The 13,166-nt window shown below is 61.7% G+C and carries 10 protein-coding genes and 1 tRNA gene; 6 read left to right on the forward strand and 5 right to left on the reverse strand.

Going from position 1 to position 13,166, the window contains the following annotated elements:
• Nucleotides 1-244: 244 nt before the first annotated feature.
• Nucleotides 245-1,156: a LysR substrate-binding domain-containing protein gene (locus BV034_RS16360; protein ID WP_050028077.1), complete on the reverse strand. Its 912-nt coding sequence runs from the start codon at nt 1,154-1,156 to the stop codon at nt 245-247.
• Between the two features lie 117 nt (nt 1,157-1,273).
• Here BV034_RS16360 and BV034_RS16365 point away from each other — a divergent pair, with 117 nt between their 5' ends.
• The 6 genes from BV034_RS16365 to BV034_RS16390 all read left to right on the forward strand — a co-directional run bounded on the left by BV034_RS16365 (nt 1,274) and on the right by BV034_RS16390 (nt 4,212).
• Nucleotides 1,274-1,876 carry a flavodoxin family protein gene (locus BV034_RS16365; RefSeq protein WP_050028078.1) on the forward strand — a complete coding sequence of 201 codons (603 nt, stop codon included), beginning with the start codon at nt 1,274-1,276 and terminating at the stop codon, nt 1,874-1,876.
• 49 nt (nt 1,877-1,925) lie between these two features.
• Entirely contained in the window at nt 1,926-2,294 is a 369-nt protein-coding gene (locus BV034_RS16370; RefSeq protein ID WP_050028079.1) for a hypothetical protein, read from the forward strand.
• A gap of 94 nt (nt 2,295-2,388) precedes the next feature.
• A complete protein-coding gene (locus tag BV034_RS16375) occupies nt 2,389-2,820 on the forward strand; it encodes a hypothetical protein (RefSeq protein WP_265593085.1) in 432 nt (143 codons plus the stop codon).
• A gap of 151 nt (nt 2,821-2,971) precedes the next feature.
• On the forward strand, nt 2,972-3,442 hold the full coding sequence (locus BV034_RS16380) for a VOC family protein (protein WP_050028081.1): 471 nt from the start codon (nt 2,972-2,974) through the stop codon (nt 3,440-3,442).
• Nucleotides 3,443-3,535: 93 nt separating this feature from the next.
• Nucleotides 3,536-3,610: transfer RNA gene (locus BV034_RS16385), tRNA-Val, on the forward strand.
• Nucleotides 3,611-3,915: 305 nt separating this feature from the next.
• A complete protein-coding gene (locus tag BV034_RS16390; RefSeq protein ID WP_265593086.1) occupies nt 3,916-4,212 on the forward strand; it encodes a hypothetical protein in 297 nt (98 codons plus the stop codon).
• 194 nt (nt 4,213-4,406) lie between these two features.
• On the opposite strand, the gene BV034_RS16395 is transcribed toward BV034_RS16390, so the two are convergent.
• From BV034_RS16395 to BV034_RS16410, 4 genes are all read right to left on the reverse strand, one after another.
• Nucleotides 4,407-7,586, reverse strand: coding sequence for an efflux RND transporter permease subunit (locus tag BV034_RS16395; protein ID WP_050028083.1), 3,180 nt, complete (start codon nt 7,584-7,586; stop codon nt 4,407-4,409).
• A gap of 74 nt (nt 7,587-7,660) precedes the next feature.
• Entirely contained in the window at nt 7,661-8,914 is a 1,254-nt protein-coding gene (locus BV034_RS16400; RefSeq protein ID WP_050028084.1) for an efflux RND transporter periplasmic adaptor subunit, read from the reverse strand.
• Between the two features lie 70 nt (nt 8,915-8,984).
• Complete coding sequence (locus BV034_RS16405) at nt 8,985-9,680, reverse strand: TetR/AcrR family transcriptional regulator (protein ID WP_050028085.1); 696 nt, start codon at nt 9,678-9,680, stop codon at nt 8,985-8,987.
• A 976-nt stretch (nt 9,681-10,656) separates the two neighbouring features.
• On the reverse strand, nt 10,657-13,146 hold the full coding sequence (locus tag BV034_RS16410; protein WP_050028086.1) for a glycogen/starch/alpha-glucan phosphorylase: 2,490 nt from the start codon (nt 13,144-13,146) through the stop codon (nt 10,657-10,659).
• Between the last annotated feature and the right edge of the window lie 20 nt (nt 13,147-13,166).

Genomic DNA, 13,166 nt, shown 5'->3' on the forward strand with positions numbered 1-13,166 from the left:
AGAACCTGTTTGGATAAAAACGCTGGGTGTGTTGCGAGGCATTTTGAGTCTGGACAAGGCGAAGAGGGCGTGAATCGAGATTCACAACCGATGAGCAACGCAGTCCAGGCTCAAAAGGACCGCAACCCCGGAGGGGGCAGTTCTCAGGCTCGGCGAAGCCGCTTTTATCTCATTCCCTTAATTGAACCTGCCACACCCGGATGTTTTTATCCAAACAGGTTCTTAGTTGGCACCGCCCGACCTTCTACAGCGGACGCTGGGAGGGCACATTTTTGGCAACCGTGCGGGCGTGTTTCATGAACCGCTCCACGGTGGCGTCCTGCAGGTCATCGCGACAGGCCAGCACCACTTCCATTTCGGGCGGAGCGGGAGTTATGGGTACGAACTGGATGCGGGGGCCGGAGATGCAGAGCAGGCTCTCCGCACTGAGGGCAATGCCGCGGCCCCCCTCTACGGCGGCAATGAGGCTCAGCGCTCCGTCACATTCTTCCTCGATGTGCAGTTTCTTGGCAGGCACTCCCAGGATGCGGGAGAGCCAGCCGTGGTAGTCGTTGTAGTCCTTGCGGGTGTATGCCACCAGCGGCTCTGCGACCACTTCCTGCGCGGTTACCGCCTCTTTCAGGGTGAAGGGATGTCCGGGAGGCACAGCCACACCCACGCGGTATTTGCGCAGGGGCTGGTACACAATGCCCGGCATGATGTTGTGGGGTTGAGCCACCAGCAGTGCCAGGTGAAGTTCATCCTTGCGCAGCCCGTTCAGCATTTCTGCTGAGGTCATGTCATGCAGGGTGACTCGTACCCCGGGTGAGGACTCGCGGAAGGCCCGCAGGGCAGGGGGCAGGATCTCCACCGTGGGAGAGGGGGCATACCCCACATGCAGCTCACTGAGCTGGGACAGTGCCGCATCTCGAGCCGCCTGAATGGCCTCCTCAGCCCGCTGCAAGACTGCCCGGGCTTCATTGAGAAATACCCGCCCAGCCTGGGTTAGCTTCACGGATTTCGCTGTCCGCTCCAGCAGATCCACGCCCAGTTCGTCCTCCAGATCCCGAATCTGCCGGCTCAGCGGCGGCTGGGAGACATGGAGCCTTTCCGCAGCGCGGGTGATGTTCTGCTCTTCAGCAACAGCGACGAAGTAGCGGAGGTGACGAAGTTCCATGTAGCTCCAGCATACCTTTGGAGTATGCCAAGGCAAGTTAGATCATCTTAGAACAATGCGCGGTCCGATGGTTCGCTCCGGGTGTCAACCACAACACCTTTTCAGAACAGCAACATCATGAAAAACATCGCCATCGTCTACTTCTCCGGTTCAGGTCACACTGCTCTCATGGCTGAGGCCGTCAAAGGCGGTGCCAGCTCTGTCGAGGGGGTGAATGTCACGCTCATCCCCATCGAAGGCAAGGACATCGTCGAAGGCCGATACCAGAACGATGACGTCCTGGCCCGCCTAACCGCTGCGGATGCCATCGTCTTCGGTACCCCGACCTACATGGCGGGGCCTTCTGCGCAGTTCAAAGCCTTTGCCGATGCCACGGGGATGATCTGGTTTCAGCGCGGCTGGCGCAACAAGATCGCGGGTGGTTTTACCCACAGTGGGTCACCCAGCGGTGACAAGGTGGTAACGCTTAACTACCTCAGTGCTCTGGCTGCCCAGCAGGCGATGATCTGGGTGAACTTCCCAGAGATCCCGTCCTTCAACTTCGGCAAGGACGATGGGCTCAACCGTTTCGGCTTCTACACGGGTGCCGCTGGTGCCACGCCGATGAATCCTGGGGCTCCTGCAAAAGTTGACGCTGGCGACCTGCTCACCGCGGAAACCTATGGCCGCCATCTGGCGGAAGTGGCGCTGCGTTTCAACACCGTTCCCGCCCAAGCCTGAGGATCATAACCTTCCACGTCCCGTCATCCTTCCTTTGCACGTCTTCCGTATGAAAACTGCGTCCCTCATTGCCCGCGTTCTCCTTGCTTTGATCTTCATTGTCTTTGGGCTCAACTTCTGGTTGAAGCTCATCCCGGTACCACCAGCGAGCGGTCAGGCCGGAGCCTTCCTCGGTGCCATGTTCCTCAGTGGCTACCTGGCAGTGATCAAGGCCTTGGAGGTTGTCGGTGGCCTGCTGGTTCTCAGCAAGCGCTTCACGCCCCTGGGCCTGCTGGTGCTTGGGCCGATCATCATCAACATCAACCTCTACGACCTGTTCTTGTCCAAGGGATTCAATCCTCCAGCCCTGCTGGCCGCGGTACTTTCCTTGTTCCTGTTGTGGACGGAGCGGAACCGCTTTGCCGCGCTGGTGAGGTAACGGGCTGAAGTTCATCGTCGGCCCCCAGATAGAGGCGCAGGGAGACCTGCGCCTCTTTTGCTTTGTTCATATTCGTGGCGGCGCTTCGGACCCTGTGCTATCGGTTTCCCCCTCACCCGAGGCGACCAATCTTCATTCCGACCCGACGATCATGTTCAAGACCGGCCAGCAGGTGGTGTGCATCAACGACGAATTCGACCCGTGGGTTTATGACCTGTACCGGGCTCTGCCGAAGAAGAACCGGATCTACAAGGTCCGGGCCGTGGGAGTGGGCCGGTCCAATCCCACCTTTGTGGTCAATGATGACGCCGAGATCAAGCTGAGCGGGGCCGAGTTCGACCTCCTTCTGCTGCTGGAAGAACTGCGCAATCCAGATGATCCCCATTCCAGTGTGAAGCAGGAGCTTGGGTTCCGCTCAGAACGTTTTGCCCCGCTTGATGAAGAAGAGGAAGAGGAGGAGGAGTTCGAGCTCGTGGGCACCGGAAAAGCCGCCGAATCTTGGGAGCCAGCCACGAAGCCGGGTTGAGCAGGGGGGAAGTTGGCGTTCGCAGCGTTTGCCGCGGCACCATGCCCCTACATCCGGGGCGGGGTAGGGGAGCGATTTGGAGGGGGCCAGCCTCTCTCCGAAAGTGAGGCGGATCGCGTAGTTCGTGTCCAAACCCCAGCCATTTGCCGCCATGTCAGTTGCCTCCCTCATCCCCGCTGGTTACGAGGGGGCAACGCCCTATCTCGTCTGTAAAGATGCCGCTGCGGCGTTGGACTTTTACAAGGCGGCCTTTGGAGCGGAGGAATTGTATCGCATGCCGATGCCGGGCGGCAAGATTGGACACGCTGAGATTCAACTCGGGAAGGCCAGGGTCATGCTGGCGGATGAGTTCCCGGATTGGAAATGCTTCAGCCCTGCCACCATCGGCGGTACCGGGTGCAGCATCCTGGTCTATGTGGCGGATGTGGACGCCCTCGTGAAGCAGGCCAGGGCAGCCGGTGCCAAGGTCCTGATGGAACCAGAGAACATGTTCTATGGGGACCGCTCGTCCAAACTGGAAGACCCCTCCGGGCATTGGTGGATGTTCTCCACCCGCATCGAGGATTTGTCTCCAGAGGAGATGATCAAAAGAGGAGAGAAGCTGTTCGGCGGCAACGAGTGATGACTGGGCAGGGCCCATAAAAAAGTTCGTCTACCTGAAAATTTTTGTGGCAAAGTTCGCGACCTGAGGTACATAAACCTCCGCTTCGGCGACGCGCGGTTAGCTCAGTGGTAGAGCGCTTGCTTCACACGCAAGATGTCACAGGTTCGAACCCTGTATCGCGCACCATCCTCCTAGGTGTTTGTTTCGCCCGCAGACTCGCATGATCAAAGCTCTGCGGGTTTCTTATGCCGAAATGCTGACCACAAGGGTTGGGGCGATCATCGGTTGGCTGGTGATGTAGCCGAAATCCCCGGCTTTGCGATCCTCGATGCGCTGAAGGAATGCACGATATCCGTGAGGCGCGGCAGAATCAAACACCCTAGATATCTTACCTCCCACTGAGGGTGTGACGCGACTTGGGCCTTTTCGGTCACTGGGAGGGCTCACTGCGAGCGCTGGAACGCAACGCAGGGGCGCCCGGACCCGACGGGATGAAGACCACGGAACTACGAACGCACCTTGCCCGACATGGGGAGGTGCTCAAGAGAAGGTTGCTTGAAGGCAGTTACCAGCCTGGAGCTGCAAGGCGCAAGGACATTGCCAAGGCAGGCGGCGGAGCCCGCCCGCTGAGCATCCCCGTTGTGCAGGACCGCTTTGTGCAGCAGATGCTGTTGGGCGTGTTGCAACTGGAGTTTGACCCTGGCTTTAGCGCAAGCAGCCACAGGTTCCGCCCTGAACGCAGCGCGCATCAGGCCGTTGAGGCGGCAAGGGAAACGCTTTGGGTTTAAGATGCCATCAGAACTGAAAGGTTAAAACCAGCCGATCCAACCGCCGGATGGAGACCCGCATGTCCGGTGGTGTGGGAGGGCTGGGGAGCGTAATCTCCCCAGCTCGACCCGATCGCCTGAGGCGGATGCTGAAAGTAGTAAAGAGTCCCGCATGTGGGACTCTTTACTACTTGCTTCGCCCATCGCGCTGCCACTCAGCCTGCCTGTGGCGCGATCAAATGCGCATCACCATCAACAGCCGGCACCACCTTCTTGTCGTCCTTCGGCTTCACCGGTTTCACGCGGAAGATCCTCAGCACCACCACGTAGTACAGCGGCACGAAGAACAGCCCGAGGATGGTGGTGGTCACGGCGCCACCCACGACGCCGGTACCGATGGCGTTCTGGCTGCCTGCGCCGGGGCCGGTGCTGAAGGCCAACGGGAGCACGCCAAGACCAAATGCGATGGAGGTCATCAAGATGGGGCGCAGACGCTGTCTCACGGCAAAGACGGCGCTGTCGATGAGGCTCTCGCCCGCATCGAAACGCTCCTTGGCGAACTCGACCACGAGGATGGCGTTCTTTGCCGAGAGGCCGATGATGGTGATGAGGCCAATCTGGAAATACACGTCATTGGGCAGGCCGCGGATGGAGACGGCGGCGAGCACGCCGAGTGCGCCGAGCGGCATGTCCATCATGACGGAGATGGGGATGGCCCAGCTCTCATAGAGGGCGGCCAGACACAGGAACACCATGAGCAACGCCAGGCCGTACAAGGCGGCGGAGTTGGAGCCGGAGAGGCGCTCTTCATACGAGATGCCTGCCCAGGTGTAGCCGATGCCTGCGGGCAGCTGCTTGGCGAGGTCCTCCATGATCTTCATGGCTTCACCCGAGCTGTGCCCCTTGGCGGCTTCACCGCTGATGGCCACAGAGGGCGCGCCGTTGAAGCGCTCGAGCTTGGGCGAGCCCATAATCCAGCGCGCGGTGGCGAAGGCGGAGTAGGGCACCATGTCGCCGCGGTTGTTTCTGATGAACCAGCGGCCGATGTCCTCCGGCGTCATGCGGAAGGGGGCATCCCCCTGGATGAAGACCTTCTTCACGCGGCCTTTGTCCAGGAAGTCGTTCACATAACCAGAGCCCCAGATGTTGGCGAGCTCAGAGTTGATGCTGGCAATCGAAAGGCCCAGGGCGCTGGCTTTCTCTTCATCGATATCCAGCTGGAACTGCGGCGTATCGCTGAGGCCGTTGGGCCGCACGCCAAAGAGCGCCGGATTCTGCGAGGCCATGCCGACGAGCTGCATGCGTGCATTCATCAGCGCATCATGCCCCAGACCGGCCTGGTCCAGCAGACGGAGGTCGAAGCCGCTCACGTTGCCGAGCTCCTGCACGGCAGGCGGGGCGAAGGCGACGGCCATGGCTTCCTTGATCTGCATGAAGACGCCCATCGTCTGGCCCTGGATGGACTTCACGCCCTGGTTCGGCCCCTGGCGCTCCTTCCAGTCCTTGAGGTGGGAGAAGGTGATGACCTGGTTTTGACCGGCGCCGAAGAAGCTGAAGCCTGCCACGCCGAACACCCCGGCCACGGAGTCGCCTTGTTTATCGAGGAGATAATCCTCCATCTTCTGCACCACCGCGAGCGACTGCTCACGCGTGGATCCGGGAGGCAACTGGGCGGCAGTGAAGATCACGCCTTTGTCTTCATCCGGCAGGAAGCCGGTCTGCAGATGCTTGAAAAGATAGAACACCCCGGCAGCGATGAACCCGTACACGATGAGCAGATAGGCACTGCGGCGCAGCAGGTGGCCGACGGTCCAGGCATAGGCATCTGCGGTGCGATCAAACACGCGGTTGAACCAGCCGAAGAAGCCCCGCTGCTTGTGATGGGCTCCCTTGTGCACGGGCTTGAGCATGGTCGCACAAAGAGCGGGTGTGAGGATCAAAGCGACCACCACGGAGAGCACCACGGCGGAGACGATGGTGATGGCGAACTGGCGATAGATCACGCCAGTCGAGTTCCCAAAGAATGCCATGGGGATGAAGGCGGCGCAGAGCACAAGGCCGATGCCGACCAACGCACCGGAGATCTGGTCCATTGATTTCTGCGTGGCCTCGCGAGGTGCCAGCCCTTCCTCCTCCATGACGCGCTCCACGTTCTCGACCACCACGATGGCGTCATCCACGAGCAGACCGATGGCAAGCACGAGCCCGAAGAGGGTGAGGGTGTTCAACGTGAACCCGGCCGCCGCCAGCACGCCAAAGGTGCCCAGCAGCACGACCGGCACGGCGATGGTCGGGATGATTGTCGCCCGCCAGTTCTGCAGGAAGAGATAGATGACGAGGAACACCAGGATGATGGCTTCCACGAGCGTCTTCACCACCTCCGTGATGGAGTGGCGCACGAAGGGCGTGGTGTCATAGGGATAGACGACCTTCAGGCCGGGCGGGAAGAAGCGGGAGAGCTCGTCCACCTTGGCCTTCACGGCCACGACAGTCTCCAGTGCGTTCGCCCCGGCGGCGGCGCGGATGGCCATGCCCGCGGCGGGGCGGCGGTTGTAGCGGGCGAGGTTGTTGTAGTTCTCACTGCCCAGCTCCACGCGGGCCACATCCTTCAGCAGTACCCTCGAACCATCCGTGTTCACACGCAGCAGGATGCTCTCAAACTGCTCAGGCGACTGGAGCCGCCCGCGGGTGACGATGGTGGCCGTGAGCATCTGTCCCGGCACGGCGGGCAGGCCCCCCAGGGAGCCGGAGGAGACCTGCGCGTTCTGCGAGCGGATGGCGGTGTTCACATCCGCCGCGGTGAGCTGGTACTGCACGAGCTTGTCCGGATCCAGCCAGATGCGCATGGCATACTGGGAGCCGAAGGTCTGGATGTCGCCCACGCCGGTCACACGGCTGATGGGGTCCTGCATGGAGCCGAAGAGGTAGTCACTCAGGTCGGTGTTGTCCATGCTGCCGTCCTCTGACACGAGGCCGAGCACGAGGAGGTTGTTGTTGGTCGCCTTCGCCACGCGCACGCCCTGGGCCTGCACCTCCTGCGGGAGCAGCGGCAGGGCGAGCTGCAGTTTGTTCTGCACCTGCACCTGGGCGATGTTGGGGTCGGTGCCGCCTTCGAAGGTGATGGTCACCGTGGCGCCGCCGTTCGAGTCGCTGGCGGACTCGATGTAACGGAGGTTGTCGATGCCGTTCATCTTTTGCTCGATGACCTGGGTCACCGTATCCTCCACCGTCTTGGCGGAGGCACCGGGGTAGGTGGCGCTGATGGCCACCGCGGGAGGGGCAATATTGGGGTACTGCGAGATGGGCAGGGCCATCATGGAGATGCCACCTGCCACCATGATGACGAGGGCGACCACCCAGGCGAAGATCGGCCGGTCAATGAAGAAACGGGACATGAGGGAGAGGGGGTACGGGCTGCGGAAATGAGCCGCCGCCCGGGGGTTTAAGGAAAGTTGTCCGGTTCGATGAACTAGCGCTTCTGTGTGTCAGCGGCAGCGGTCGCTGCCGTGGCGGCTCCTGCCGGGGGCAAGGCCGTGGGCTTGATGGCTGCGCCGGGGCGGATGCGCTGGAGGTTGTTCATGATCACGCGATCACCTGCCTTCAGGCCATTGAGCACCAGCCAGTCGCTGCCCACCGTGCGGCCGGTTTCCAGCACCCGCAGCTCCACCTTGTCTCCCGCACCGACGACGAAGGCCGTGGCCTCGCCCTTGGAGTTGCGCGTGATCGCAGGCTGCGGCACCAGGATGGCGTCGGACTTGCTGCCTTCCACCAGGCGGGCCCGGACAAAGAGACCGGGAAGCAGCATGCCATTGGGATTAGGAAATATCGCCCGGATGGTCACTGAGCTGGTGCTGGGGCTCACGGAGACGTCGGAGAACTGCAGCGCGCCTTCCTGGGCGTACTCGGTGCCGTCGTCCAGCAGGAGTTTCACCCGGGCCCGGCCTTCCTTGTCGGTGCTCAGTTCGCCGCTGCCGAGGGCCTTCTTCAGACGCATCAGGTCATTGCTGGACTGGAGCACGTCCACGTACATCGGATCCAGCTGCTGCACGGTGGCCATGAGCGTGGCATTGGCCGCCTGCACATAGGCCCCCTCCGTCACCTGGGAGATGCCCACCCGACCTGGCACGGGCGAGGCGGCCTTGGTGTACTCCAGATTGATGCGGGCGCTCTGCACGGCAGCCTTGTTGGAGAGCACATCCGCGTCGAAGGCCTTCAGCGTGGCCATGGCGTCATCATAGTCCTGCTGGCTGATCGCCTTGGTGGAGATGAGCTGCTGGTAGCGTTGTTCCTTGATCTTGGCAGCATCTGCATTGGCCTCAGCCCGGGCCAGTGCGCCCAGAGCACGGTCCAGCTCTGCCTGATACGGGGCGGAATCGATCTCATAGAGCACCTGACCTTCTTTCACATCGGCCCCCTCGGTGAAGAGGCGCTTCTGGATGATGCCATTCACCCGGGCCCGCACCTCCGCCACGCGGAAGGCGGATGTACGGCCGGGCAGATCCTGCGTGAGGGTGACTTTGCGAGGTTCGATCGTGATATAGCCGACTTCCACCGGAGGCGGCGCGCCCCCAGGAGTCCCGCCTGCGGCAGGTCCGCCAGGCTTCTGTTCACAGGCAGAGAGGAGGGCGAGGCACAAGCCCCCGGCGAGCAGAGTGGCGTAGGGGCGATGAAATAAGGGTCGCGGGCCGGGACCGGTCGAGGTCTTGAGGATCGGGGATTTCATGAGAAGACGTGTGAAGGATTTTTTGTCTATCAGGGGGGAGAAGGAACGCCGTGCGGGCGTAGAGCCAGGCTCAGGCAATAGGCGCGGACAACCCGGCGGCAATGAAGGAGACCATCCTGTGGATGAAGCCTTCGCGGTCCGGCCGCATGGGCTGCATTTCAGGGTTGGGATGCGGCAGGTTGTCGAAGTGCACCCAGGAATCGAGCCCGTGGTTCAGGGCGCCAAAGAGGAAGCGCTCCCGCCAGACCAGCTCCTGCGGGGGCAGCCAGGGCAGGGCACGCAGCAGGGCGGAATCAATGCGCGTGGCGAACTCGGCACACTCCTTGTTCAAGAAGGCCTTGAGCTGCGGATTGGGATCCTGGAAGCCGCGACAGATGAGCCGGAAGAGCGCCATGGTGGTGCCCGGCTGCGTCTCGCGCGCCTCCACAGAGGGGCGCACGATGGCCTCCACCAGCTTTTCCAAAGGGACCGGTTGCTCTTGGGCTTCAGCCTCCAGAGCATTCAGGCGGGAAATGCGGTCCTGATTCAAGGGGCGCAGTCGACGGGCAAAGACCTCCAGCACCAGGTCTTCCTTGGTGCCGAAGTGATAGTTCACCGCGCCCAGATTGGCCCCGGCAGCCTTGATGATCGCCCGGGTGGAAGTGCCAGCCACGCCGTGCTCCACCAGAAGCTGCTCGGCAGCATCCAGCAGCGCCTCCCGGGTACTGGAACTCCGGGGGCGGTCAGGGGCGTATGCGGCCGGGGGCTGGCCAAGGGTGACGGACATGGAGCTTGCTTGAATTCATACGAACGTATGAATCACCCTTTCATTGTCAAAGGGAGTTCGCTTCTGGGAAGGGGTTGGGGGCGGAAAAATTGTCGCGAGGTTGGCATGACCGGCCCGCTGCGCGGGAGACAGAAGACTGGAAGACGAAAGACAGAAGACATGAGGGCCGGGGGGCGATTGACCAAGGAGCGGCGGTTTGTGCCTTGAGCACAAGCGCCGATGGTGGCCGGAGGGCATGAGGCACCACTTGTGTCTGAGCGTCCAACACCTCAGACAGCGCTGAGGTGTTGGTTACCTCCCGCTTCGCTACCCCTCGGCGGTTGTGCTTGAAGCACAAACCGCCGCTCCTTGGACAGGGGCAATTCCAATACGTCTTCGCGGGATGTTGGATGTTATCCTGGGTTGTAGGGCGACCGCCTCGGTTGCCAGATCAGGGGACGTTCGCGGCAAGCGGGGCGCTTGCCCTACAGGTGTCTGGGGCGATTGACCAAGGAGCGGCGGTTTGTGCCTTGAGCACAACCGCCGTTGGTGGCCGGAGGGCATGAGGCACCACTTGTGTCTGAGCGTCCAACACCTCAGACAGCGCTGAGGTGTTGGTTACCTCCCGCTTCGCTACCCCTCGGCGGTAGTGCTTGAAGCACAAACCGCCGCTCCTTGGCCAGGGGTATTCCAATACGCCTTCGCGGATGTTGGATGTTATCCTGGGTTGTAGGGCGACCGCCTCGGTTGCCAGGTCAGGGGTCGCTCGCGGCAAGCGGGGCACTTGCCCTACAGGTGTGTCTGGGGGAGGCGATGAGGTGGGCCATTTGGGGCGTGAGCCGGTTGGGACAACCGGACTACGCCTGCTGAGACCTCACAGGCACATCGCTCAAGTCTTGCGTCTTGTGTCTTCCGGTCCTGTATTTCCTAAAAAACTGGCCCAGCCCGGAACATCCGCGGCTGGGCCAGCAAGCTTTTCGAACTAGCGCTACTCAACTCACCCCACCTCAACCCGGGGCAAATTCCAGATCTGCTCTGCGTACTCGCTAATGGTGCGGTCGCTGGAGAAGAAGCCCATTCTCGCGGTGTTGAGGATGCTCATGCGCGTCCAGTTCGCGGAATCACGATACGCGGCGTCGACCCTGCCCTGGGCGTCCACATAGGTGCGGTAGTCGGCACAGCAGAGGAAGGGATCCCCGCCTTCGAGCAGGCTGCTACGGAGCGGCTTGAAGTCGTCCGAGTTGCCGGTGAAGAAGTCGCTGCCGATCCAGTCGATCGCATTGCGCAGCTCGGGATCGTTCCAGTAGTAGTCCCAAGGGTTGTAGCCCTTCTGGCGGAGGTCCTCCACCTCCTCGACCGTGAGGCCGAAGATGAAGATGTTGTCGTCGCCGACTTCGTCTTTGATCTCAACATTCGCGCCATCGAGTGTGCCGATGGTGAGCGCGCCGTTAAGGGCCAGCTTCATGTTGCCGGTGCCGCTGGCTTCCTTGCCTGCGGTGGAGATCTGCTCGGAGATGTCCGCGGCGGGGATGATCCTCTCGGCCAGGGTGACGCCGTAGTTTGGCAGGAACACGACCTTGAGCTTCCCGAGGATGCGCGGGTCGTTGTTGATTTTCTCGGCCACCGCATTGATGGCGAAGATGATGTTCTTGGCCAGGTAGTACCCAGGAGCGGCCTTGGCGGCAAAGATGAACACGCGGGGCTGCATGTCATACCCCGGATCCTGCAGGAGGCGGCGGTAGAGCGTGAGGATGTTCAGCAGGTTCAGGTGCTGGCGCTTGTACTCGTGCAGACGCTTGATCTGCACGTCGAAGATCGCATCCGCGCTCACCGAGTACCCTGTGAGGTCCTTGATGACATGCGTGAGGCGCTCCTTGTGCAGGCGCTTGATGGCACGGAAGCGCTGCTGGAACTCGGGATCATCCGCAAAGGATTCCAGCGCACGCAGCTTGGAGGCATCCCGCGTCCACTCGGTGCCAATGGACTCGTTGATCAGGGACGTGAGCTCCGGATTGCAGACCATGAGCCAGCGACGCGGCGTGATGCCGTTCGTCATGTTCAGGAAGCGGTCCGGATAAAGTTCGTTGAACTCGGGGAAGAGCTTTTCCTTGAGCAGGCGGGTGTGCAGCGCGGCCACGCCATTGGTGTGGCGGCTGGCGTGCACGGAGAGGTGCGCCATGCGGACGGACTTGCCGCCGTTCTCGTCGATCAGGGACAGCGTGCGGATCTTCTCCACGTCATCCGGCCATTTCTTGGAAATAACATTCGTGATGAGGTGCTGGTTGATCGCGTAGATGATCTGCAGGTGACGTGGCAGCACGCGCTCAAAGAGCGGCACGCTCCAGGTCTCCAGCGCCTCGGGCAGGAGGGTGTGGTTCGTGTAGCAGAACGTGCGCTGGCAGATGCTCCAGGCGGTGAGCCAAGGAAGGTTCTCCACATCCGTCAGCAGACGCATCAGCTCGGGAATCGCCACCGCCGGGTGCGTGTCATTGAGCTGGATCGCCACCTTCTCCGGGAAGGCATCCCAGCCCTGGTTGTCGCGCTTGTAGCGGCGGATGATGTCGCTGAGCGAGCAGGCGACAAAGAAGTACTGCTGCACGAGGCGCAGCTCCTTGCCGCTCTCGGTTGCGTCATTGGGGTAGAGGATCTTGGAGACCGTCTCGCCCGCCGCCTTGTCATGCAGAGCCTCGATGTAGGAGCCCTCGTTGAAGACGCGGAGGTTGAACTCATCCGTCGCGCGGCTTTCCCACAGGCGGAGGAAGTTCACCGTCTTGGAATCAAAGCCGATGATCGGGATGTCCCACGGCAGGCCCACGATCTTCTTCGTGTTCTCCCAGGTGTACACGGAGTTGCCGCGGTCGTCGAAGTGCTGGATGGCGCGACCGTAGAGATTGACCTCCACCTTGTACTCGGGGCGCACGATGTTCCAGGGGTTGCCATCGCGGATCCAGGGATCCGGCTGCTCCACCTGACGGCCGTTCACAAACTCCTGGCGGAAGAGGCCGAACTCATAGTGAATGCCGTAACCCACCGCCGGAAGGTCCAGCGTGGAGAGGGAATCAAGGAAACAAGCTGCCAGACGGCCGAGGCCGCCGTTGCCCAGGCCCATGTCGGCCTCTTCGTTGATGATCGTCTCCAGATCCTGGCCGAGCTCACCGAGCGCGGACTTGGCCGCATCATAGAGGCCCGTGTTGCGCAGGTTGTTCTCCAGCAGGCGCCCCATGAGGTACTCCAGGGAGAGGTAGTTCACCCGCCGCGTGTTCTTGCTGCGGTGGGCGGCCATCGTCTTGAACGAGATGGCCAGCGCGCGATCCCGCACTGCCATGCACGTGGCCGTCCACCAATGCGCCCGCCGCGCTGTCGTCGGATCGTGCGCCAGGGTGAAGAGCAGGTGGTTCCGGATGGAGGCCTTCAGGGACGCCGCCACTTCGGCGTCATCCAGAGGTGCGGGCGCTTCAGGAGAGGGGGTGGATTCGGATTGCCACATGATGTTGAATCGTTGGGAGG

Origin of the sequence: Verrucomicrobium sp. BvORR034, from assembly GCF_000739635.1 — a bacterium.
In the GTDB taxonomy this organism is placed as follows: Bacteria; Verrucomicrobiota; Verrucomicrobiia; order Verrucomicrobiales; family Verrucomicrobiaceae; genus Verrucomicrobium.